The sequence below is a fragment of the Croceicoccus hydrothermalis genome, assembly GCF_022378335.1.
Taxonomy (GTDB): domain Bacteria; phylum Pseudomonadota; class Alphaproteobacteria; order Sphingomonadales; family Sphingomonadaceae; genus Croceicoccus; species Croceicoccus hydrothermalis.
This window is the reverse complement of record NZ_JAIQCI010000007.1, coordinates 135135-158694: the sequence shown is the minus strand read 5'-3', so window position 1 is coordinate 158694 and position 23560 is coordinate 135135. Positions and strand designations below refer to the sequence as shown.

Genomic DNA, 23560 nt, shown 5'->3' with positions numbered 1-23560 from the left:
TCCCTCTACCTGTATAGCGTTTACATCTCGCTTGCAGGCTTGCCGGGCCAGTAGTCGAGCGGCTTGGGCCCGCGCTGTCCTGCGGCATAGGGATTGATGCAGCTGTCGGTGACGGTGGCGCTGCACACCGGATATTCGGCGGGCTGCGTCGCGCGGGCACCGGCCTGCACGATTTCCTTCTTCACATAGCGGACCTGGCCATTGTTCGACGCCATCGACCCGCTATTGTTCATGGCGCTGCTGGTGGTGGTGTTTCTGGCGGATGCGGAATTGCCCTGCATCTGGTTGCGCATCTGCGTCGTGACGGCATCCCATGCGGCGCCGCGCTGATCCGCGTTCATTGCATAGAGCTTGTTGCGCTGCTCGGTCGTGAGGAGCCAGAACGCCTGCTGCTCCATGGGTTCGAGCATCCAGAAATCGGTCTGCTGCGCTTCGGGCAGGTTCCAGTAGCTCGTCTGACGCTCCATCGGCCAGCCATCGTACATCGACCGATCATTCGCGGGCCAGCCTTCATACGCGGACATCTGATCCGCGGTCATTTCGTAGGACGCGCCGTCTTCCATCATCGCGTTGTTCGACATGCCTTGCGCCGTCGCGGCCAGGGGGGCTGCGCCGAGCATCAATGCCGCACCTGCCATCAGAATGTTTTTCATAAAAGTCCTCCTTCATGTATTCGCCGTTCACCATAGTTACGTCCCGTCCGGCAAATTGTTCCGTTGGGACCGGCACCGGCGCTTGCGCGTGGGCGCTGCGTTCCCTACCTGTTCGCGTGTGACGCATATCGATCCCCCCGCCCCCGCCCGCCTTTCAGACGACCATCGTAAACAGCCGTGGCTGCGCGGGCTGAACCCGCCGCAACGCGATGCTGTGCTTACGACGGAGGGGCCGGTGCTCATGCTCGCCGGCGCCGGAACGGGGAAGACCGCGGCCCTTACCGCGCGGATGGCGCATCTCATCGCGACGCGCCGCGCCTGGCCGAGCGAGATTCTGTGCGTGACCTTCACGAACAAGGCCGCGCGCGAAATGCGCGAGCGCGTCGGCCATCATATCGGTCCTGCGGTCGAAGGCATGCCGTGGCTCGGCACGTTCCACGCCATCGCGGCCAAGATGCTGCGCCGCCATGCCGAGCTTGTCGGGCTGCAATCGAATTACACCATCATCGATACCGATGATCAGCTACGCCTGCTCAAACAGCTGATCGCCGCGAACGACGTGGATGAGAAACGCTTTCCGGCAAAGCAGCTTGCCGGGCTGATCGACCGGTGGAAGAACCGGGGGCTGAACCCCGGCGATCTCGATGCGGAGGAGAACGAGGCCTATGCCAACGGGCGCGGCGAACAGTTCTACCGCCTGTATCAGGACCGGTTGAAGGCGCTGAACGCATGTGATTTCGGCGATCTGCTGCTCCACATGCTGAACATCCTGCGGCGCGAGGCGGATGTCCTGGATCACTATCGCAGCCGTTTCAAATATATCATGGTGGACGAGTATCAGGACACCAACACGGTGCAGTATCTGTGGCTGCGCATGATCGCGCAGAGCAAGGGGCCGGACGGGCACAATATCTGCGTCGTGGGTGACGATGATCAGTCGATCTATTCATGGCGCGGCGCAGAAGTCGCCAATATCCTACGGTTCGAAAAGGATTTTCCCGGCGCGAAAGTGATCCGGCTCGAACAGAATTACCGTTCCACGCCGCAGATCCTCGCCGCCGCGTCACAGCTCATTGGCGCGAACAGCGAGCGGCTCGGCAAGACGCTCTGGACCGAGGCGGACGCCGGCGAGAAGGTCAAGGTGATCAGTGTGTGGGACGGGCCGGAGGAAGCACGGCGTATCGGCGAAATGGCCGAGACGATGATGCGCGACGGCATATCGCTCGACCGCGCGGCGATTCTCGTGCGGGCGCAGTTCCAGACCCGCGAGTTCGAGGACCGCTTCATTCAGATCGGTCTGAACTACAAGATCATCGGGGGCTTTCGTTTCTACGAACGGGCGGAGATCAGGGATGCGATCGCCTATCTTCGCATCATCGCGCAGCCGAGCGACGATCTCGCCTTCGAACGCATCTATAATACGCCCAAGCGTGGGCTGGGTCAGAAGACGCTTGAAAAGCTGCACCACCATGCGCGGGCGAATGCGATGCCGCTGGCCGCCGCCGCGCTAGACATTTGCGACAGCGACGAATTGCCGGCGCGGGCGCGCAATACGCTGCTCGCCCTGATGCGCGATTTCGCGCGTTGGCGCGAGGAGGCGAAGACGCTTTCGCCTGCGGAGCTGGCACGCATCGTGCTCGACGAGTCGGGCTATACCGAGGCGTTGCAGAAGGAAAAAAGCGCCGAGGCGGCAGGACGGCTCGAAAACCTGTCCGAACTCGCCCGCGCGATGGAGGATTACGAAACGCTGGGCGCATTCCTCGAACATGTCAGCCTGGTGATGGACAATGATCGCGTGGATCAGGAAAACACGCTGACGATCATGACGATCCACGCGGCCAAGGGACTGGAATTCGACTATTTGTTCCTGCCCGGCTGGGAAGAAGGGGTGTTCCCGTCACAGCGCGCGCTCGACGAAGGGGGGCTGCGTTCGCTCGAGGAGGAGCGGCGGCTGGCCTATGTCGCGATTACGCGGGCGCGGCGGCACTGCACCATACTCTATGCCGCCAATCGCCGCATTTATGGACAGTGGAACAGCGCGATCCCTTCCCGTTTCATCGAGGAATTGCCCGACGACATGATCGATGCGGAAACCACCATGTCGGGCGGCGCGTCGCTATGGCGCGCGAACTGGTCGGAACGGGACGACCCGTTTGCCCATGTGGCGAAGGCGCAACCTTCGCGCACGCAGACGCGGGGACCGGGATTCAAACGGGCCAGCGCCGGCAATTTCGACGCCGCACCCAAACGCATTGCGGAATCCCGACGCAGCGCGGCAAGCTTCGCCGCCAAGCCGCGCTCCGACATCGCCGTCGGACAGCGTGTGTTCCACGACAAGTTCGGTTATGGCGAGGTGCAGGGACAGGAGGGCAACAAGCTCGAAATCGCGTTCGAGAGCGGAACCGTCAAGCGCGTGATCGACAGCTTCGTGCAACTGGCCTGAAAATGCGCCGTCCTTCCGCCCGGTTACAGGGCGGAAGGACGGCAATAGCGGTTCAGGTCGCCGAAACCGCGAGGAATTCGGGAACCGGCCCATTCCATTCGCCCGCGGGGGTCGGCATCTGCGCCTTCGGCTCGCGCCGTGGTGGGGCGGGCGCCGGTGCTGCATCGGCGGCGGCGGTATCATCTGCGGACCTTGCGGCGCGATCCTTGCGCGGCCGCGCAGGCTGATCGTCCGCGTTCTGTCGTTTCGTTCTGCGGGCGCGCTTCGGCTTTTCCCCTGTGTCTTTTTCGCCCGTATCCTTTTCGCGACTGTCCTTTTCGGGGGCAGGCGTCGTATCTGCGGCCGCAGATTCGGCATCTTTCTTCTGCGATTTCGCGGGCTTGCCCTGCGCATCTTCGAAGCTTTCGAGCTTTGTCCCGGTCAGCTTCTCAATCTCGCGCAGCGCCTCCGCATCGGCTTCGGTGACGAAGGTAAAGGCACGGCCACTCGCCCCGCCGCGACCGGTCCGGCCCACCCGGTGCACGTAATCGTCCGGGTGCCACGGCGCATCATAGTTGAAGACGTGGCTCACCCCTTTGACGTCGAGACCGCGCGCGGCGACGTCGCTGGCGCAAAGGATGTTGATCTCGCCCGCCTTGAACCGTTCCAGCTCCTTCGTCCGGCTAGACTGGTCCATGTCGCCGTGGATTTCGCCCGCCTTGAAGCCATAGCTTTGTAGGTTCTTGGCCAGCTCCTTCACCGTGGTCTTGCGGTTGGAAAACACGATGGCCGTGCGAACATCGTCTTCCTTGAGCAGCTTGCGCAGCATGCCGCGCTTGCCCCGCGGGGTGACGGGCACCTTGAACTGCGTGATGTTGACATTCGTGGTCGCGGCGCGCGCCACCTCGATATGCTTGGGATTGGACAGGAACTTATCCGACAGCTTCTTGATCGGCGGGGGCATGGTCGCGGAAAAGAGCAGGGTCTGCCGCTGCGCCGGGAGTTTGGTGCATATATTCTCGATATCGGGAATGAAGCCCATGTCGAGCATGCGATCCGCCTCGTCGATGACGAGCAGGTCGCAGCCGGTCAGCAATATCTTACCCCGTTCGAACAGATCCATCAACCGGCCCGGCGTCGCGATCAGCACGTCGACCCCTTCGTCGAGCGCGCGGACCTGGTCGCCCATCTGCACCCCACCGATGAGCAGCGCCATCTTCAGATCGTGGTTGACGCCGTATTTCTCGAAATTTTCGGCAACCTGCGCGGCGAGTTCGCGCGTCGGTTCGAGGATGAGCGAGCGCGGCATGCGGGCGCGGCGGCGGCCATGGGCAAGGATGTCGATCATGGGAAGCACAAAACCCGCGGTCTTGCCCGTGCCGGTCTGCGCGATGCCGATTAAGTCGCGCATCATCAGCACCGAGGGGATCGCCTGCGCCTGGATCGGCGTGGGCTCGTCGTAACCGGCCTCTTCAACCGATTTCAGCAATTCTTCGGAAAGGCCGAGATCGGCAAATTTCATGAAGCACTCTATTCAAAGGGGATACGAAGAACGGTCGCATCCGGGACCGGGTGCCGACCGATGGGCGGACGGCAACGATGGGATGACAACAGGCCGCGGCGCATGCGATCACGCCCCGCATCCCTGCTGTATTCGGCGGCAAGCCGGGATATGCCCGCATTCGAAAGGCCTTGATCAAAGCCTCGGATGACTGCGGCGAACCGTCCGCGCGGCTATGGAGCAAAGCAGGAAAAAGTCAAGTTCTCCCTCGTATTTGCGGGTTTGCCGAGAATTAATCTTCCGCTGTCATGCCGCGAAAACTGCTGAGCGTGCAATCGGCGCCGGACCGGGCGTGCAACTCTTCCCGCCCGGCGCAGATCCGCCCGTCACTCGGCCGCTCGACGTAGAAGCCGGAGTAAAAGCTTTCGACAGGGCACGACCGTTCGAAATTCGCGCTGTAGATGCGGCGGTCGCGCATGAAAAGCAGCAGCCGCCCCTGCCCCAACCGAACGCCCGCCACATCGGCGAGAGGCAGGCATTCCTCGCTCTTTTCCGCGAGCGGCCGCAATTGCGTGACCGTCTGCCGCTGCGGATCGCGCTTTTGCGAACCGAAGGGCGTAACCCTCACCACGATGCGGCTTCGCGTCTGTTCGAAGACGAGATCGTCGCCGGGAAAATGCACGGCGTCGTCGGCCTCGTTCGGGTTCCAGCCCATCTCCGCCGCGCCGAACGCGAACGCCCCGCTGAGCAGCGAAAGTGGCGCAATCCAGAGGATGTCGAAAGCCATTATGATAGTCCGGAACCCACCCCTTATCGGTTGAACGTCAACCGATATGAAACCGCTGCTGTGCAGGTGCAACATGCAATTTGGGGCCGTCTGCACGTCTCGCCTTGAATGATGGCTTAACCTCGTGAATTCGATCGGCAATTTCCTTGCCGCGCAGAAATCGGGCCACGCGCGTCTGGCGGGGCGCCGCAAACGGGGGCGACATGGCGTGCGCGATCTGGCAAGGCGCGATGCCATGACGATTGCGAACGACCACGATTCCGAAACCTTCCTTGCACGCGCGCACGACATCCTGGGCGACAAGGGGTTGAGCCGCGACGCGGATATCATGGAACCCTGGCTGACCGATTGGCGCGGACGCTATACCGGCCGCGCGCTCGCGCTTGCGCAGCCTGCCGATACGGCGCAGCTTTCCCGCATCGTGGCACTGTGCGCCGAACATGGCGTGCCGATCGTGCCGCAGGGCGGGAACAGCGGCATGGTCGGCGGGGCCACCCCCGATGAAAGCGGCGATGCGCTGCTCCTTTCGCTGCGCCGGATGAACGCCATGACCATCGACGGCGATGCCCGCACCGCGCGATGCGGCGCGGGCGTCGTGCTTCAAACCCTTCACGAAGCGGCGGAGGCGGAGCGGCTGCGCTTCCCCCTTTCGCTCGGCGGGAAAGGGTCGGCCACGGTCGGTGGGTTGATCGCGACGAATGCGGGCGGGACGCAGGTGCTGCGTCACGGGGCGATGCGCAGCCTCGTCGCCGGGATCGAGGTCGTGCTCCCCGATGGACGCATGCTCGACATGACGGCGGCGTTGAAGAAGGACAATCGCGGTTTCGACCTCAAGCAATTGTGGATCGGTTCCGAAGGGACGCTCGGCATCGTCAGCACCGCGGTACTGCGCCTTTCGCCCGCCATCGCGGAGCGGCGCGTGGTCTGGGCGGGCGTGCCCGACCTTCACCAGGCACGCCGGCTCCTTCTCCATTGCGAGGGCGTGATGGGCGACGCACTCGAAGGGTTCGAGGTCTTGCCGCAACGCTGTCTCGACGATGTGATCGCCTATCTCCCCGATGCGCAGGCGCCGTTGCAGGAAGCGCATGGCTGGCACGCATTGCTCGAATTCGTGGGCGACGAGAATGACGCCGACACGCTTGGCGAGCGGGTGGAGGGCGCGATGATGGCCGCGTTCGAGGATGGGCTGGTCGAGGATGCCGCCATCGCCGCCAATGAAACGCAGGCGGAGGCGTTCTGGCAATTGCGCGAGACGATTTCACCTGCGGAAAAGGCCCGCGGCCCGGCGGTGCAGCACGATATTTCCGTGCCGGTCGCGAAAATGCCAGATTTCATGGATTTCATCGCCGACGACATCGCCGCCGACTGGCCCGGCCACGACGTCGTGGGGTTCGGCCATCTGGGCGACGGCAATATCCATTTGCACGTGATCGCGCCCGACGGCGCCGACGAAGCCGCGTGGGAGGCAACCGACGGCAAGGCGATCAGCCGCCGCGTCTACACACGCGTCGGCGAATGGGGCGGCTCGATCTCCGCCGAACACGGCATCGGGCAGGACAAGCGCGACATGCTGCGCGATACGCATGCGGCGGCCGCGCTCGACGTGATGGCGGCGGTCAAGCATGCGCTCGACCCCAGGAATATCATGAACCCCGGCAAGCTCATCTGATGCTGTCGGCACAGCTTTGGCCGCGATGCGACCGCCTTGCACCACCTTCACCGCTCGCCTAAAGCGCCATGCCATCCAGGGGCGTCACGTCCCCGCACGATATTTTCGCAACGACCCGAAGCTTGTTTTCAGTACCGGAGAATCCCTATGGCCAGCGCGCCGCAAAACGCCAACCTGCCGATCTTCTACAATGGCCTCGTTCCGCTCAACAGCAATGAACACGGCAATTTCCGTGCGCTGAGCACGCAAAAGGCGCCCTGGCTGGCCAAGCAGCATGCCGTTCCGCTCACGGTCGAGGAGTTCCCTTCGGCGCAGCGCAATTATCCGATCATCTTTTCGTCAGGCGACAATCCGGTTCCGCTCGCGCTGATGGGACTGAACGAAGGGGTCAACACCTTCTTCGACGACGAAGGCACGATGACGACGCCGGCCTATGTCCCCGCTTACGCGCGGCGTTATCCCTTCCTCCTTGCCAAGCTGTCGCCCGATACCGATCAGCTTTCGCTGTGCTACGACCCGTCGAGCAATCTCGTCGGCGAATTCGAGGAGGGCGAGCGGCTCTTCGACGACGAGGGGCAGCCGAGCACGGCGACGCAGAACATCCTGAAGTTCAACGAGCAGTTCGAACAGGCCGGTCAGCGCACCGCCGCGTTCATGCAGGAGCTTAAGAAGCACGAATTGTTGATGGATGGCGAGGTTGCCATTCGCCGGGACGAAAGCAGCGACCCGTTCATCTATCGCGGTTTTCAGATGGTCGATCAGGAAAAGCTGCGCGAAATGCGCGGCGATCAGCTTCGCACCTGGAATCAGAACGGCCTGCTGTCGCTGATTTATGCGCATCTCTTCTCGCTCGACCTGACGCGGGAAATCTTCGGCCGACAGGTGAGCCAGGGCAAGGGCCCCGTTTCGCAGACGGCCAACGCCTGATTCGGCTTGCCCGCAAAACATGCGCCGGCCGCGCCAAAAACGGGGCCGGCGCTTTTGTTCCTGACTAGAACAAATATTTGTTTTGTGATGCAGGCTTGTCACGATCCGACAATCAACCTATCTTAGGATCGTTCTCGCCGGTTTCCCTCATGGCCGGCAGACAGGCGCCATTGGCGCCACCTCCCTGAACCTTGACCACCTCGCGCGTTGCGCGGGGTGGTTTTTTGTGAGCTATTCGGCGGCCTGCGCACGCGCCGCCCGGTCGCGAGCCACCGCCGCGAGCGCATGGATCAGATCGGTGATCAGGCTGGCCTGTTGCTCGACCCCGTCATCACGGAGCGCATGATCGTCGCCGAGATAGGTCGCCCGGTCGATCTCCAGCTGTATCGCATGAACCCCGCCCCGCGGATCGCCATGCCTGTCGAGCACATACCCCCCCGCATAGGGCCGGTTAAAGGCAATCTCGACCCCGCCCCGCTCCAGCGTATGGAGCGCCGCAGCGGCGAAATCGCCCGCACAGCTGCGCCCGAACCGCGTCCCGACGACATGCGTTGCGACCGACCCGCCGTCATCAGCAGGAGCGAGCGAGGGCATAGAATGGAGGTCGAGCAGGACCGCTTCACCAAATCGCGCCTGAATATCGGCCAGGATCCGGCCCAGACATTCGTGATAGGGCGCATGGATCGCAGCGATGCGGCGGCCCGCATCGTGCGCCGGGATGCTTCCGCGCCAGATGTCGCCCATTCCGGAAAGACGCCGCGGAAACAGGCCAAGCCCGCGCAGCGAACGCGCACCCGCCACCATCCCGGTGCGATCGCCGCGGAACATTGCCGGATCGATGTCACCCGGATCGCGGTTGAGATCGATTATCGCACGCGGCGCCTGCGCGATGAGCAGTGCCGCGCCGGTCTTGTCCGCAACGCGGCGCGCGATGGCGTCGACATGCCGATCCTCGAGCCGGACCATCGCCTCGCCCGGATCGCGCATATGGTCGAGGATCGCAGGCGGATAGGCCCGCCCCGCATGGGGAACCGCGATCAACAGCGGAAGGCCGCCCCGGCCCCCTGCGCCATCATCCCGCCGGCCGCTTTGATAGGTGAACGCGGCACGGGCGAGCCCCGGGATCGATCCGCCGGATTGCGCCGTGTCGCGCACGGCACTTGCCGTATTGTCCCCGTCGGCTCCCGCCACATTATCACCATCGCCATCGTGCATCGGTCGGAACGATGCCCGCTTCCCGCCATTGAATCAATTGCCGTAGGGGGTTGCCCTCGCTTGCACAGGATTTGTTTACGCGGCACCTACTATATCGCAACTGCGTAGCAGGTTCGGACATTCGGACTTGCACGCCCAACCTTGACCGAGGCAACCATGATTCGAATTTTGCTGGCCGAAGACGAGGAGGCCATGCGCACATATCTGCACCGCGCGCTCGAAAACGCGGGATACGAAGTGGTGGCCGTCAACAAGGGCACGACCGCCTTGCCGCTCTTGCAGACACATCATTTCGATCTCCTTTTGTCCGATATCGTGATGCCGGAGATGGATGGCATCGAGCTTGCGCAACGCTGCGCGCAGGTGTCGCCGACGACGAAGGTCATGTTCATCACCGGTTTCGCGGCGGTGAGCATGCGCGCCAGCAAGGAAGCACCACAGGCCAAGGTGCTGTCCAAACCCTTCCACCTCAAACATCTCGTCGCCGAGGTGGAGCAGCTTTTCGAACGTGCCCCGGCGCGTGGGCCGCGCTGAACCTCTGTAAAAGAGAAGCGCGCCGCAAAAACTTTGCAATGACGACTTGCGCAATGCGAAAAGCCCCGTTAGTGGGACGCGCCTACCGGCGGTAAACGGGCTCCCCCTTCCGCCGGTCGATGCCGATGAGTGGGCGTATAGCTCAGTGGTAGAGCACTGTATTGACATTGCAGGGGTCGGAAGTTCAATCCTTCCTACGCCCACCATCGGCTCCATCCTCATGTTCTGACATTCGCGTGATCGCTGCGGCGGTTCGCTTTGCATGCCCGCGCCCCTTGCGCCCCGTCGCACCTTTGCTAAGAGGCCTTCGACGCGGGCCGATGGCGCCCATTTCATGCAAATGAGAAAGAACGAGGCCGATGGAGAAGATCAAGGTTAAGAACCCCGTCGTGGAGATCGACGGCGACGAGATGACGCGGATCATCTGGGAATGGATTCGCGAGCGCCTCATTCTGCCCTATCTCGACATCGATCTGAAATATTACGATCTGTCGGTGCAGAAGCGCGACGAGACCGATGACCAGATCACCGTCGACGCCGCCAACGCGATCAAGGAACATGGCGTCGGCGTGAAATGCGCAACGATCACCCCCGACGAACAGCGGGTCGAGGAATTCGATCTCAAGCAGATGTGGCGTTCGCCCAATGGCACGATCCGCAACATCCTTGGCGGCGTGGTGTTCCGCGAACCCATCGTGATCGACAACGTGCCGCGGCTCGTCCCCGGCTGGACCGATCCGATCGTCGTGGGCCGTCACGCATTCGGCGACCAGTACAAGGCGACCGACACGCTGATCCCCGGCCCGGGCAAGCTGCGCCTAGTGTTCGAGGGTGACGATGGCCAGGTCATCGATAAGGAAGTGTTCGAATTCCCCAGCCCCGGCGTCGCGATGGCGATGTATAACCTGGACGATTCGATCCGCGATTTCGCACGGGCCAGCTTCAACTACGGGCTGAACCTCGGCTGGCCGGTGTATCTGTCGACCAAGAACACGATCATGAAAGCCTATGACGGCCGCTTCAAGGATCTGTTCCAGGAGGTGTTCGATACCGAAGGCTTCGCCGAAAAATTCGCAGAAGCGAAGATCACTTACGAACACCGCCTGATCGACGATATGGTCGCCTCCGCGCTGAAGTGGAGCGGCAAGTTCGTGTGGGCGTGCAAAAACTATGACGGTGACGTGCAATCGGATACCGTTGCGCAGGGTTATGGCTCGCTCGGCCTGATGACCTCGGTGCTGATGGCGCCCGACGGCAAGACGGTCGAGGCCGAGGCCGCCCACGGCACCGTCACCCGCCACTATCGTCAGCATCAGCAGGGCAAGGCGACCAGCACCAACCCCATCGCGTCGATTTTCGCATGGACGCGCGGCCTGATGTATCGCGGCAAGTTCGACGAAACGCCCGAAGTGGTGAAATTTGCCGAAACGCTTGAAAAGGTCTGCATTCAGACGGTCGAGAACGGCCAGATGACCAAGGATCTTGCCTTGCTCATCGGCCCGGATCAGAACTGGCTGACGACCGAGCAGTTCTTCGAGGCCATCGTGAACGGCCTCGAAACCGAAATGGGCAAGCGCGGCTGATCGCACCGCTCTTCCCGGATTATGGGAAACACCGGTCGCGCAGGGTGCGTGGCCGGTGTTTCTTGCTTTGACGACCACAAACGGAGCCCATCATGGCCAACACCACCGCCCGCCTCGAAGTGCGCCAGGCCCGGCCCAGCGATGTGAGCGGCATCGCCGCGCTGATCCGCCGTGCCTATGCCGATCTGCCCGCCTATACCTATGGCGAGATCCGGGGGCAGATGAACAACTATCCCGAGGGTTGCTTCGTCGCGAAGCTCGACGGGAAGGTCGTGGGCTATTGCGCATCGATGCGGCTGGGCTCGGTCGCGCTGCGCCCGCATAGCTGGGACGAGATTACGGGCAACGGGTTCGGTTCGCGTCACAATCCGACGGGTGAGTGGCTCTATGGCTATGAGATGTGCGTCGATCCCAAGGTGCGGGGAACGCGGATCGGGCGGCGTCTTTACGAAGAACGACGTGCGCTGGCCGAACGGCTCGACCTTACCGGGATCACCTTTGGCGGGCGGCTGCCGAACCTGTCGCGGCATTGGCGCAAGGTCGATGGCCCGCAGGATTACGTCGATCAGGTCGTTGCCGGAAAGCTTCACGATCCGGTGTTGAGGTTTCAGCTTGCAAACGGCTTCGAACCCATTGGTATTCTTGAAAAATACCTTCCCGAAGATAAGAAATCGAAATCCTACGCCGCCCATATGGTGTGGCGTAATCCCTTCGTCGATCGCGATCAGCCGACGAAGTTCCGCCTGCCTCGCGACGTGGAAAGCGTGCGCGTCGCCACCTGTCAGCTGCAGGCCCGGCAGGTCAAGGATTACGAGGAATTCATGCGCGGCATCGAATATTTCGTCGATGTAGCAGCGGATTACGACGCCGACTTCATCCTGTTTCCCGAATTGTTCACCCTGCCCCTTCTATCCTTTGCGGATCAGGAATTGTCGCCGAGCGAGGCGATCGAGGTATTGTCGAACTACACGCCGAAGATCCGCAAGGCGCTGTCGAAGATGGCGCTGGAATACAACATCAATATCATCGGCGGTTCGCACCCGACGCGGATGGAGGACGGTGATATTCACAATGTCGCCTATGTCTGCCTGCGCGACGGATCGGTCCACGAACAGGAGAAGATCCACCCCACCCCGAACGAGGATTACTGGTGGAACATCAAGGGCGGTGACAGCATCGACGCGATTCAGACCGATTGCGGCCCGATCGGCGTGCTGATCTGCTACGACAGCGAATTTCCGGAGCTGGCCCGCCGCCTTGTTGACGAGGGCGCACGCATCATCTTCGTCCCGTTCTGCACCGACAGCCGTCAGGGTTACATGCGGGTGCGCTATTGCGCGCAGGCCCGCGCGATCGAGAATCAGTGCTTCGTCGTGATGAGCGGGAATGTCGGCAACCTGCCCAATGTCGGCAACATGGACATTCAATACGCGCAAAGCTGTATCCTGACGCCGTGCGATTTCCCGTTCGCGCGCGACGGCATCGCGGCCGAAGCGACCGAGAATGTCGAAACGCTCACCATCAGCGACGTGAACCTCGCCGACCTGTCCTGGGCCCGGGCGGAGGGCACGGTGCGCAACCTCGCCGACCGCCGTTTCGACCTTTATCAGATCGAATGGGCCGGCAAGGTCGGAAAGCCGCTCGAAGACAAGGTCGGACAGAACGACGAGGCCGCTGGCGGGCAGCCGCTCGGCCCGCGTTCGCCGGGCGGCGGTTGATGGCTGCGCTTTCACAAATTCTCGGTTCGGTATAATCGGAAAACCACGATGGCGAGCGAACTTCATTTTTCTCCGGTCCTGTCCGACGCGCTGGTCATTCTCGGGGCGGCGGGCATCGTCATTCCGGTTTTTGCCCGGTTCCGAATCACGCCGATCATCGGCTTCATCCTGGTCGGCATGCTGGTCGGGCCGTTCGGCCTTGGCCGGTTCGTGTTCGAGTATCCCTGGCTTCAATACATAACCATCACCGATCCGCAGGGGCTCGAACCGTTTGCCGAGTTCGGGATCATCCTGCTTCTGTTCACGATCGGGCTGGAGCTGTCGTTCAACCGGCTCTGGTCGATGCGGCGGCTCGTCTTCGGGCTCGGCGCGTTCGAGCTTGCGATTTCGGCGGCATTGATCGCCTTCGTGCTCATGGTGATGGGGCAATACTGGACAGGCGCGATGGGGCTGGGGCTGGCGCTGGCGTTGTCATCGACGGCGCTGGTGCTGCCACTGTCCGGCACGCGGTCGCCGGTGGGCAAGGCAGCGCTGTCGATGCTGTTGTTCGAGGATATCGCCATCGTGCCGATCATCTTCCTCCTCGGCGCCATGGCCCCCTATGCCGCGTCGGAGGGGATGGAGGGACTGGTCCATACACTATGGACAGGCGCATTGACGGTCGCGGTGCTGATGGTCGCCGGGCGGCTGATGCTGCCGCGTCTCTTCGCGCAGGCGGCACGTACCAAAAGCCCGGAGCTGTTCCTTGCCGCCAGCCTGCTCGTGGTGATCGTCGCCTCGCTCGCGACCGCGGCGGTCGGGCTTTCGCCGATCGTGGGTGCGTTGCTCGCCGGTTTGCTGATCGCCGAAACCGAATATCATACCGAGGTCGAGGGCATCACCGCACCGTTCAAGGGCCTCGCCCTCGGCGTCTTTCTGATCACGGTCGGCATGGGCGTGGACCTTAGCGTGATCGCCGCCAATATCTGGCCCATCACGCTGGCGGTGACTGGAATCCTGCTGCTTAAATCGGTCGTGACGGGGTTCTTGCTGCGGATGATGGGCGCACGGCGCGGCACCGCGGTGGAAACCGGCATCATGATGAGCAGCCCGTCGGAAACCACGCTCATCGTGCTGTCTGCCGCGGCGAGCGCACAATTGATTCAGCCGACCACCGCGCAATTCTGGCAGATCGTGACGGCCATCGGCCTGACCATCACGCCGATCCTGGCGCTGATCGGGCGGAAAATGGCGCGGCGGATCGACGCCGCGGGGCTGCCTCCGCTCGACACGGATACGGAGGCCGCAAACCGCGCCATCATCATCGGTTACGGACGCGTCGGGCGCCTGATCGCCGATATGATGGTCAAGCACGACCGCCCGTTTCTCGCCATCGACAGCGACCCGGAATGCGTGACCATCGCGCGCGCGCGAAAACATCCGTTGCTGTTCGCCGATGCGCGTGGGCCCGCGCTCGACCGCATCGATATTTCAGAAGCATCTGCCGTCATTCTGACCATGGACGAGCCGGTGCTCGCGGCGAGATTGGTGAAGAAGCTGCGCGCGGCTTACCCGCAAATGCCGATATTGTCGCGCGCGCGCGATTCGGCCCATGCGGCGGAACTCTATCGCGCAGGCGCGACCGACGCGGTGCCCGAGACGTTGGAAAGCTCGCTACAGCTGTCCGAATCCGTGCTGGTCAACATGGGAGTCGCGGTCGGACCGGTCATTGCGTCCATCCATGAAAAGCGCGACGAATTTCGCGAGCGCATCATGCGGGAAGGCAAGCTCAGCCAGAAGCCCAAGCTCAAGACGTCGCTTTCCGACCGCGAATTGCACGCGGCCGCCGAAACCCTATAAGCGACGCAGCGGCGGGCGTTCAGCCCGCCAGCGCCGCCCGCACCGAATCGAGTGCGGCATCCGCCTTGTCACCGTCGGGGCCGCCGCCCTGCGCCATGTCGGCCCGGCCGCCGCCGCCCTTTCCGCCCAGTTCCGCCACGCCGACCCGCACGAGATCGACCGCGCTGAACCGTTCGGTGAGGTCGTCGGTCACGGCGACCGCGAAGGCGGCGCGCCCTTCGTTCACGGCCGCAATCGCCGCGACCCCGGAGCCGAGCCGCTTCTTCGCCTCGTCCAGCAGGCCGCGCAATTGCTTCGGGTCCATGTTCTGTAACACCTGACCTGAAAAACCGATGCCGCCAATATCTTCGGCCGCGCTCGCCTGCGCGGTGCCGCCGCCCGACGCTTCGGCCAGCGCGAGCGCCTTGCGCACCTCGGCCAGTTCCTTTTCGAGGCGGCGGCGTTCCTCCACCATGGCGCGCACGCGTTCTGCGGCATCGTCGGGGCTGGTTTTCAGGCTGCTGGCGACCTGCTTCAACGCATCGTCACGCCCCACCATCCAGAGCCGCGCGGCTTCGCCGGTAAGCGCCTCGATCCGGCGCACGCCCGAGGATACGGCGCTTTCCGACACGATGCGGAACAGACCGATATTGCCCAGCGCATCGACATGGGTGCCGCCGCAAAGTTCGACCGAGTAGGAGCGCGCATCGCCATCCGCCCGGCCCATGGACAGGACGCGGACCTCATCGCCGTATTTCTCGCCGAAAAGGGCCATGGCCCCCGCCTCGATCGCCTCATCCGGGGTCATCAGGCGGGTTGTGACGGGCTCGTTATGGCGGATTTCGGCATTCACCTCGGCCTCGATCCCGGCGATCTCCTCATCGGAAAGCGGCTTGGGATGCGAGAAATCGAAGCGCAGCCGGTCCCGCGTGACGAGCGAGCCTTTCTGCGTCACATGATCGCCAAGCGCACGCCGCAACGCCGCATGAAGAAGATGTGTCGCGGAATGGTTCGCGCGAATCGCGTCGCGGCGCTCCGCGTCGATCGCCATCTGTACGGTTTGCCCGACGGCGATGCTGCCCTTCTCGACCTCGCCGTGATGCGTGATCAGACGGCCGAGCGGTTTGCCGCAATCATCGATGCGGAGGGTCAGCCGGTCCTCGTCGCGGATCATGCCGGCATCGCCGCTCTGACCGCCGCTCTCGCCATAGAACGGCGTCTGGTTGGTGAGCACGGTGACGGTTTCGCCGGCGTCGGCCTGCTGCACTTCCTTGCCGTCCTTGACGATGGCGACGACGCGGCCCTCACCCTTCGTCGTCGTGTAGCCTGTAAATTCGGTCGCGCCTTCGCGCTCGGCAATGTCGAACCAGATTTCGTCGGAGGTCGCCTCACCCGAACCCTTCCATGCGGCGCGGGCGGCGGCTTTCTGTTCGGCCATCGCGGCGTCGAAACCGGCCCGGTCGACGCCGATATCGCGGGCGCGCAAGGCATCCTCGGTCAGATCGTAGGGGAAGCCATAGGTGTCGTAGAGCTTGAACGCGGTCGTGCCGGGCAGGCTGTCGCCAGCGCTCATCGCGGCGGTTTCATCGTCGAGCAGGCGCAACCCCTTGTCGAGCGTCTGCCGGAAACGGGTCTCCTCGCGCTCCAGCACCTCCTCGATCAGGGCCTGCCCCCGGCCCAGTTCGGGATAGGCCTGCCCCATCTCGCCGATGAGCGCGGGCACGAGCCGGTGCATTAACGGTTCCTCCGCGCCGAGGAGATGCGCATGCCGCATGGCCCGACGCATGATCCGCCGCAGGACATAGCCGCGCCCCTCGTTCGAGGGCAGTACCCCGTCCGCCAGAAGGAAGCTCGTCGAACGCAGATGGTCGGCGATGACCCGGTGGCTCGCCACGCGGTCGCCCTCCGCCTTGACGCCGGTGAGCGCTTCCGACGCGGCAATCAGCGCGCGAAACGTGTCGATGTCGTAATTGTCATGCTCGCCCTGAAGCACGGCGGCGATGCGTTCCAGCCCCATGCCCGTGTCGATCGACGGGCGCGGCAATGGCTCGCGCGTGCCGTCGGCCGATTGCTCGAACTGCATGAAGACGAGGTTCCAGATCTCGATGAAACGGTCGCCATCCTCGTCCGGCGAACCGGGCGGCCCGCCGAAAATATCCTCACCATGGTCGTAGAAGATCTCGCTGCACGGGCCGCAGGGGCCGGTGTCGCCCATGGACCAGAAATTGTCCGCGGTCGCGATGCGGATGATGCGCTCGTCCGGCAGGCCGGCGATCTTCTTCCACAGATCGAACGCCTCGTCATCGCTGTGATAGACCGTCGCCGTCAGCCGGTCGGGATCGAGCCCCCATTCCTTCGTCAGCAGCGTCCACGCATTCAGGATCGCCTCTTCCTTGAAATAATCGCCGAAGGAAAAATTGCCGAGCATCTCGAAAAACGTGTGATGCCGCGCGGTATAGCCGACATTGTCGAGATCGTTGTGCTTGCCGCCGGCGCGCACGCATTTCTGCGACGATGTGGCGCGCGGGCGGTCCCGCTTTTCAAGGCCGGTAAACACGTTCTTGAACGGGACCATCCCGGCGTTCACGAACATCAGGGTCGGATCGTTATACGGGACCAGCGGCGCGGAATGCACCTTTTCGTGGTCCTTTCCGGCGAAATAGTCGAGAAAGGATGCGCGGATGTCGTTCGTCGAAGTCATGGCACGCAGTTAGGACAGCGCGCGATGCCGGGCAAGCCGGGAAATGCGCGCAGGCGGGGTCATCGGCCCGCCTGCGCGACCCTATGTCCTACTCGTCACCATCATTGCCGGGATTGACCATCATCTCCTCGGCGACCTCATCGGTCTTGCCGCGAATCGCGGCCTCCAGCTTTTCGCGAAGTTCGTCGTTATCCTTGAGGAAATTCTTCGCATTTTCCCGGCCCTGGCCGATCCGCACGCTGTCGTAGCTGAACCATGCGCCGGATTTCTCGACCAGCCCGGCCTTCACACCGAGATCGAGGATCTCGCCGATCTTGGAAATGCCCTCGCCATACATGATGTCGAACTCCACCTGCTTGAACGGCGGGGCGACCTTGTTCTTCACGACCTTCACGCGGGTCGAATTGCCGACGATCTCGTCGCGGTCCTTGATCTGTCCGGTGCGGCGGATGTCGAGCCGGACCGAGGCGTAGAATTTCAGTGCATTGCCGCCGGTCGTCGTTTCCGGATTGCCGTACATCACGCCGATCTTCATGCGCAGCTGATTGATGAAGATCACCATGCATTTCGACCGGTTGATCGACCCGGTCAGCTTGCGCAGCGACTGGCTCATCAAGCGCGCCTGAAGGCCGACGTGGCTGTCGCCCATCTCGCCCTCGATCTCCGCACGCGGGACCAGCGCCGCGACCGAATCGACCACCAGCACGTCGATCGCATTCGACCGAACCAGCGTGTCGGTGATCTCAAGCGCCTGCTCACCCGTGTCAGGCTGCGACACGATCAGCTCGTCGACATCGACGCCCAGCTTCTTCGCATAAACGGGATCGAGCGCGTGTTCGGCATCGACAAACGCGGCCGTTCCGCCGTTCTTCTGCGCCTCTGCGATGACATGGAGCGCCAGCGTCGTCTTGCCCGAACTTTCGGGGCCATACACCTCGATCACGCGGCCCTTGGGCAGCCCGCCGATGCCGAGCGCGATGTCGAGCCCGAGCGAACCGGTCGAGATCGCCTCGACATTCATGGCCTCCCGGCTGCCCAGTTTCATGGCCGAGCCCTTGCCGAAGGCCCTGTCGATCTGCGCGAGTGCGGCGTCGAGCGCCTTTTGCCGGTCCACGATAGAATTCCTTCACGAAAAAATGAGATTCGCTGCCGGTGAAGGCAACGTATCAATGCCTAGGCGGCCGACACGAAACGTCAACCGCAAGAGGTATGTATTCATTTTGTTCCGCCGGGACAAGATGGCGGGTTCTCATTCGATGGGCGAATTTTGTGCGCCCGCCCCGCCCCCTTCGCGCGCCCTGGCAAGAACGCGGGCGACCTGTTCACCGATCTGCGCCACCGAAAACGGTTTGGCGAGGAAATACATGCCTGCGATGTCGATTTCGCGGCGCAGCTGTTCCTCCGCGTAACCGGACATGAAGATGACCGGGATGTGCGGATATTGCTTGCGAATTTCGCGGACCATCGCCGGCCCATCCATCGTCGGCATGACGACATCGCTCACCACAAGGTCAAACCCGCCGTCGCGCGCGATGATCTCCAGCCCCTCCTCGCCATCGGCAGCGCAGGTCACCTCGTAGCCCTGCCTCTTGAGCGCACGCTCCGCGACCGCGCGCACCGTATGCTCGTCCTCGACAAGCAGGATCGCGCCATTGCCGCCAAAGCTTACCGCGCTTTCCGGCTCCTTTGCCGGCTTGGCATTCTGCTCGGCGGCGATCTCGCCCGGCTGCACCGTGTGCACGGGCAGGTAAACGGTGAATTGCGCGCCGCCGCCGGGCGGGCTGTCGGCAAAGATATAACCGCCCGATTGCTTCACGATGCCATACACGGTGGACAGGCCAAGGCCTGTGCCCTTGCCCGTTTCCTTCGTCGTGTAGAACGGCTCGAAAATCTTGCCGAGCTTGTCGACCGGAATGCCACCACCCGTATCGGCGACACATAGCGCAGTATAATGCCCCTTCGGCAGGATATCATTGTTGAGCTCGTGCACCTCCGCCGGGCCGATACGATGGGTGGAAATCTTGAGCGTGCCGCCATCGCTCTTGGCGAGCATCGCGTCGCGGGCATTGACGGCGAGGTTGACGATGACCTGCTCCAGCTGTCCCGGATCCGCGCGCACCGGTCCCAGCGCACGGTCATGCGTCACCACGAGCCGGATCTTCTCACCGATAAGCCGTTTTAGAAGGACTGAAACCTCGGATATCACGTCGGGAAGCTGCAGCGTTTGCGGGCGCAAGGTCTGCTGCCGCGAAAAGGCCAGCAATTGCCGGGTCAGCGATGCGGCGCGATTGGAATTGGCCTTGATCTGTTGAATATCGTCATAATCGATGTCGCCCGGCGTATGGCGCAGCAACATGAGATCGCAATAACCGATGATCGCGGTCAGCACATTGTTGAAATCATGCGCGACACCGCCGGCAAGCTGCCCGACAGCCTGCATCTTGGTGGCCTGCGCGACCTGACGTTTGAGCCGGGTTTCCTCGGTCGAATCCTTGAGGCTGAGCATGACCGCCGCGTCCCCCAGCCCGCGCACGCTTGCAAGGCTGATCGAAACGGTTTCCTCGGGCATGGTCTCGAGGCGGACGGGCACCTTGGCGGAACCGGGCGTGCCCGCCGCATGACGACGCACCGCATCGGCGAGCGCGCTCTTGTCCTCGTGCACCACGAGTTCGGCGGGGAAGGACGGCGTCTCCACCTTTTCGTCGAGTGCCACGGCGCGGCGGAATGCGCGATTGACGAAGAGAAACCGCCCGTCCCTGTCCGCCATGGCGAGCCCCAGCGGCAGAAGCGACATCAGTGCCTCGATATCGGGAAGGCTCGACACGGCCGATGCGCGCGGTCCGCTGTTGAGGATCAGGAACAATGTTGGCGGGAGATCCGGAATGTCGCCCGGCGCGATATCCGGATCCGCAATGGGCAGATGGACGAGCGTGAGCGGCTCGCCGTCCTCCCCCTCCCGCGCGTAGAAATAGCGTTCGTATTCGTCACCTGTCAGGAAATCGACGAAATCCCGCCCCGTGGTCGAACCGTCCGCGCGCCCGGTTGCACGCGCCGCAAAGGCATCGTTCGCGCCGAGAATGGTCCCGTCGGGGGTGACCGCCGCCGCCTGGATCCCCGCTGCGCCGAGCGCGCGCCCCACGCGGCCGCGCAGGTGACGGACGACCTCCGCCACCTGGTTCTCGCTCGCCACCGGGGTGAAGGTCCAGATGAGGTAATCCTCGCCCCGCCCTGCCCTCGCAAGCTTGAGATTCCAGCGCCCGTTTCGCCGCACCAGCCGGTCGAGCGATGCCTCCCCGCTCCGCCAGGCATCCTTGACCGCCTGCGGGAGCCGTTCCGCATCGCCGCGTTCGAACGGGCCGCCCGGCGTCGCATCGTCGAAACCGAACCATTCGCCATAACGCGCATTGGCGCACACGATGCGTCCCTGACGATTGGTGATCGCCATGGCAACGTCGGGCCATTCGATGGCCGCCGCCGTCACGGACCAGTCCTCGACATCCAGGCTGTCGGCCTCGGCCATGGAGAAGCGCGCTGAAATCCGCGGCAGCACCACCCAAAGAATGCCAAACATCACCGCCACGCCGCCCAGATAGACGCTCGTGAGCAGCCATTGCCCTGAGGCCATTTGCAGCATCATGCCGCTCAGCACTGCCGCCACGGCGAGCCAGATGCCGTCCCGCCCGCGAATCGGCAATCGGGCGCGCGCGGGCTCTGCCGGGGTCAATCGCCCGACCCGGCCTGACGTTCGCGGGCCAGCATGCGGGCCTCCTGCCGGATGGAAAGCGCAAGGCGGCGGCGGCGCCCCACCTGCCAGCGCCACAGCCAGCCGGACACGAAATAGCCCACAATGGCGGAGCCCACCGCAAGCACGACGAAACCGAACGCGGTCACGCCGGCGGTTTCGAACAACTGCCCCATCCGGCTCCACCAGCCATTGTCGATATGATCGGAAAGGGCCGCCCCGGCATAATAATCCGCCCGCAAGAGCGCGCCGCCGACCCGGTTTGCGAACACGACCCAGAACGGCACGGTGAAGGGATTGGTCACGAATGTCACCGCCGCCGCGAGCGGTACGTTCGCCCGCGTGGGAAGCGCCAGGAACGCGGCGAGGAAAATCTGACCCAGCGGCACGATGAACGCGGCAAAAAGGCCGAGCGCGACGCCGCGCGGGACGGATCGGCGGGTAAAGCGCCACAATTCTGGGCTCAGGAAACGATGCGCGATCGGGGCGAGAAAGCGGTTGTCCGCCATCCCCTCGCGCGTGGGCATGCGGCCCCGCGTCCAATCGATCAGTCGCTTTTTCATCCGCCGCTCTTCATCGTCGGTTCTGCAAGTACGCCGTGGCCCCGCTGCGCGCAATACGCATTGCCGGGACTATAACGGACGGTATGCGCAAAACATAAGCGCGCCGGTCTGCATCGCGAATGAACCGCGGTGCCGATCCGTTCAGCTATGCTCGCGCAGGATACGCTGCTGCTGCCGTTTCCAGTCCCGATCCTTTACCGTCGCGCGCTTGTCCGCGACATTCTTGCCGCGGGCGAGCGCGAGTTCAACCTTCGCCCGGCCCTGTCCGTTGAAATAGACAGACAGCGGCACGAGCGTCATGCCCTTTCGCTCCACCGCGCCGTGAAGCTTGGAAATCTGCCGTTCGTGGAGCAGCAGCTTGCGCGGGCGTTTCGGCTCGTGATTGAAACGGTTGCCGTGGCTGAATTCCGGCACGTTGGCATTGACGAGCCAGACCTCGCCCTTGCGCAATTCGGCATAGCTCTCCGCGATCGAGCCTTCACCCCCGCGCAGGCTCTTCACCTCCGTGCCGGTGAGCGCGATGCCCGCCTCGAAAACCTCGTCGATATGGTAATCGAAGCGGGCGCGCCGGTTTTCGGCGACGGTCTTCTGCTTGTCGAAGCTTGTGGGTTTGGGAAGTGCCATAGGCGCAGCGATGTAGGGTGCGATCGCGTCGAATGAAAGGGCGATCCGCCAATTACCCGGTTATAGCAGCCCCGCATGATCGAGCGCGGCATCGACTGCGCGCCGCGCAGGTTCGCTGCACAGGGTGAGCGGCAGCCGCAGTTCGTCGCTGATCCAGTCGTGCACGCGCGACAGCGCATATTTGACCGGCGCGGGGGAGCTATCCTCGAACATGGCGTAATGCAGGGGGTAGAGCCGGTCGTTGATCCGGCGGGCCTCGGCAAAATCGTTTTCGACACAGGCCTGCTGAAACTCGGCGCACAGCTTGGGGGCGACATTGGCGGTCACCGAAATGCACCCCACCGCGCCCGCCGCATTGGCTGGAAGCGAAAGCTCGTCATCGCCCGAAAGCTGACAGAACGTGCGCCCGATACCCATGCGGTGATCGACGACGCGCGACAGATCGCCGCTCGCATCCTTGATGCCGACGATCTTGTCGGGAAACAGGTTCACAAGCTCGCACACCGTCTCCGGCTCGATATCCGTCACCGTGCGCCCCGGAACGTTATAAAGCACGATGGGCAGCGAGGAATTGTTCGCAAGATGCGAGAAATGCGCGATCAACCCGGCCTGGCTCGGCTTGTTGTAATAGGGCGCGACGACGAGCGCGGCATCCGCGCCGAACTTCTCGGAATATTCCATGTGCATGAGCGCGCTTGCCGTGTCGTTCGAGCCGCAGCCTGCGATGACCGGCACGCGGCCCGCGGTCTGTTCGACGCATACTTCGATCACGCGGTGATGTTCATCGTTGGTCAGCGTCGAATTTTCACCCGTCGTGCCGCACGGAACCAACGCCTTCGATCCGTTCTCGATCTGCCAGTCGATCAGACGGCGAAACGCCTTTTCATCGAAGGCCCCGTCGCGAAAGGGGGTCACCAAGGCAGGAATGGACCCTGAAAACATCGACATGGCTCCGTATCACATAACAGGTTGCGCGCCGGCGACGACCGACACGTTGCACAGGCCGGAACGCGATGCGCCGCCGACCGTTCAGCGCGTGATAAGGAGGGTCGCCCCATAATGTCCAGCATGAGCACGAACCAATCCCAAATTCGCCATCCCCG

The 23560-nt window shown here is 63.2% G+C and carries 17 protein-coding genes and 1 tRNA gene; 8 read left to right on the top strand and 10 right to left on the bottom strand.

The genetic code is table 11. The annotated features are described in order from the left end of the window. Positions 1-20 precede the first annotated feature (20 nt). Positions 21-653, bottom strand: coding sequence for a hypothetical protein (locus K4G67_RS07895; RefSeq protein WP_239805836.1), 633 nt, complete (start codon positions 651-653; stop codon positions 21-23). Positions 654-780: 127 nt separating this feature from the next. Here K4G67_RS07895 and K4G67_RS07890 point away from each other — a divergent pair, with 127 nt between their 5' ends. After that, positions 781-3096 (top strand): ATP-dependent helicase, encoded by a 2316-nt coding sequence (locus K4G67_RS07890; protein WP_420830015.1) that lies wholly within the window; start codon positions 781-783, stop codon positions 3094-3096. A gap of 52 nt (positions 3097-3148) precedes the next feature. Here K4G67_RS07890 and K4G67_RS07885 read toward each other — a convergent pair whose 3' ends face one another. Together K4G67_RS07885 and K4G67_RS07880 are read right to left on the bottom strand one after the other, a co-directional pair. Next, the gene (locus tag K4G67_RS07885) at positions 3149-4597 is read right to left on the bottom strand and encodes a DEAD/DEAH box helicase (protein WP_239805835.1); all 1449 of its coding nucleotides are present in this window, start codon (positions 4595-4597) and stop codon (positions 3149-3151) included. 271 nt (positions 4598-4868) lie between these two features. Then, positions 4869-5363: a hypothetical protein gene (locus tag K4G67_RS07880; RefSeq protein ID WP_239805834.1), complete on the bottom strand. Its 495-nt coding sequence runs from the start codon at positions 5361-5363 to the stop codon at positions 4869-4871. A 235-nt stretch (positions 5364-5598) separates the two neighbouring features. Between K4G67_RS07880 and K4G67_RS07875 the strand changes: the two genes are divergently transcribed. Then, positions 5599-7032, top strand: coding sequence for an FAD-binding oxidoreductase (locus tag K4G67_RS07875; RefSeq protein WP_239805884.1), 1434 nt, complete (start codon positions 5599-5601; stop codon positions 7030-7032). Positions 7033-7179: 147 nt separating this feature from the next. Beyond that, on the top strand, positions 7180-7959 hold the full coding sequence (locus K4G67_RS07870; protein ID WP_239805833.1) for a SapC family protein: 780 nt from the start codon (positions 7180-7182) through the stop codon (positions 7957-7959). A 231-nt stretch (positions 7960-8190) separates the two neighbouring features. Here K4G67_RS07870 and K4G67_RS07865 read toward each other — a convergent pair whose 3' ends face one another. Further along, positions 8191-9174: an N-formylglutamate amidohydrolase gene (locus K4G67_RS07865; RefSeq protein WP_239805832.1), complete on the bottom strand. Its 984-nt coding sequence runs from the start codon at positions 9172-9174 to the stop codon at positions 8191-8193. 156 nt (positions 9175-9330) lie between these two features. Between K4G67_RS07865 and cpdR the strand changes: the two genes are divergently transcribed. The 5 genes from cpdR (at position 9331) to K4G67_RS07840 (ending at position 14848) form a co-directional block, all read left to right on the top strand. Further along, positions 9331-9708: a cell cycle two-component system response regulator CpdR gene (gene cpdR / locus K4G67_RS07860; protein ID WP_239805831.1), complete on the top strand. Its 378-nt coding sequence runs from the start codon at positions 9331-9333 to the stop codon at positions 9706-9708. Between the two features lie 131 nt (positions 9709-9839). Further along, positions 9840-9914, top strand: a tRNA-Val gene (locus K4G67_RS07855). A 153-nt stretch (positions 9915-10067) separates the two neighbouring features. Further along, on the top strand, positions 10068-11291 hold the full coding sequence (locus K4G67_RS07850) for an NADP-dependent isocitrate dehydrogenase (protein ID WP_239805830.1): 1224 nt from the start codon (positions 10068-10070) through the stop codon (positions 11289-11291). Positions 11292-11383: 92 nt separating this feature from the next. Next, complete coding sequence (locus K4G67_RS07845; protein WP_239805829.1) at positions 11384-13009, top strand: GNAT family N-acetyltransferase; 1626 nt, start codon at positions 11384-11386, stop codon at positions 13007-13009. A gap of 48 nt (positions 13010-13057) precedes the next feature. Next, complete coding sequence (locus K4G67_RS07840) at positions 13058-14848, top strand: cation:proton antiporter domain-containing protein (RefSeq protein ID WP_239805828.1); 1791 nt, start codon at positions 13058-13060, stop codon at positions 14846-14848. Between the two features lie 19 nt (positions 14849-14867). Here K4G67_RS07840 and alaS read toward each other — a convergent pair whose 3' ends face one another. The 6 genes from alaS to dapA all read right to left on the bottom strand — a co-directional run bounded on the left by alaS (position 14868) and on the right by dapA (position 23399). After that, positions 14868-17528 carry an alanine--tRNA ligase gene (gene alaS, locus K4G67_RS07835; RefSeq protein ID WP_239805827.1) on the bottom strand — a complete coding sequence of 887 codons (2661 nt, stop codon included), beginning with the start codon at positions 17526-17528 and terminating at the stop codon, positions 14868-14870. Positions 17529-17616: 88 nt separating this feature from the next. Continuing rightward, positions 17617-18642 (bottom strand): recombinase RecA, encoded by a 1026-nt coding sequence (gene recA, locus K4G67_RS07830; protein ID WP_338026406.1) that lies wholly within the window; start codon positions 18640-18642, stop codon positions 17617-17619. A 135-nt stretch (positions 18643-18777) separates the two neighbouring features. Continuing rightward, positions 18778-21252, bottom strand: a complete 2475-nt coding sequence (locus K4G67_RS07825; RefSeq protein ID WP_338026405.1) for a response regulator — start codon at positions 21250-21252, stop codon at positions 18778-18780. Beyond that, positions 21249-21833 (bottom strand): DUF2062 domain-containing protein, encoded by a 585-nt coding sequence (locus K4G67_RS07820; protein ID WP_239805826.1) that lies wholly within the window; start codon positions 21831-21833, stop codon positions 21249-21251. Before K4G67_RS07820 ends, K4G67_RS07825 begins: the two co-directional genes overlap by 4 nt. A 141-nt stretch (positions 21834-21974) precedes the next feature. Next, a complete protein-coding gene (smpB, locus tag K4G67_RS07815; RefSeq protein WP_239805825.1) occupies positions 21975-22457 on the bottom strand; it encodes an SsrA-binding protein SmpB in 483 nt (160 codons plus the stop codon). A 60-nt stretch (positions 22458-22517) separates the two neighbouring features. Next, complete coding sequence (gene dapA / locus K4G67_RS07810; protein ID WP_239805824.1) at positions 22518-23399, bottom strand: 4-hydroxy-tetrahydrodipicolinate synthase; 882 nt, start codon at positions 23397-23399, stop codon at positions 22518-22520. Positions 23400-23560: the final 161 nt, after the last annotated feature.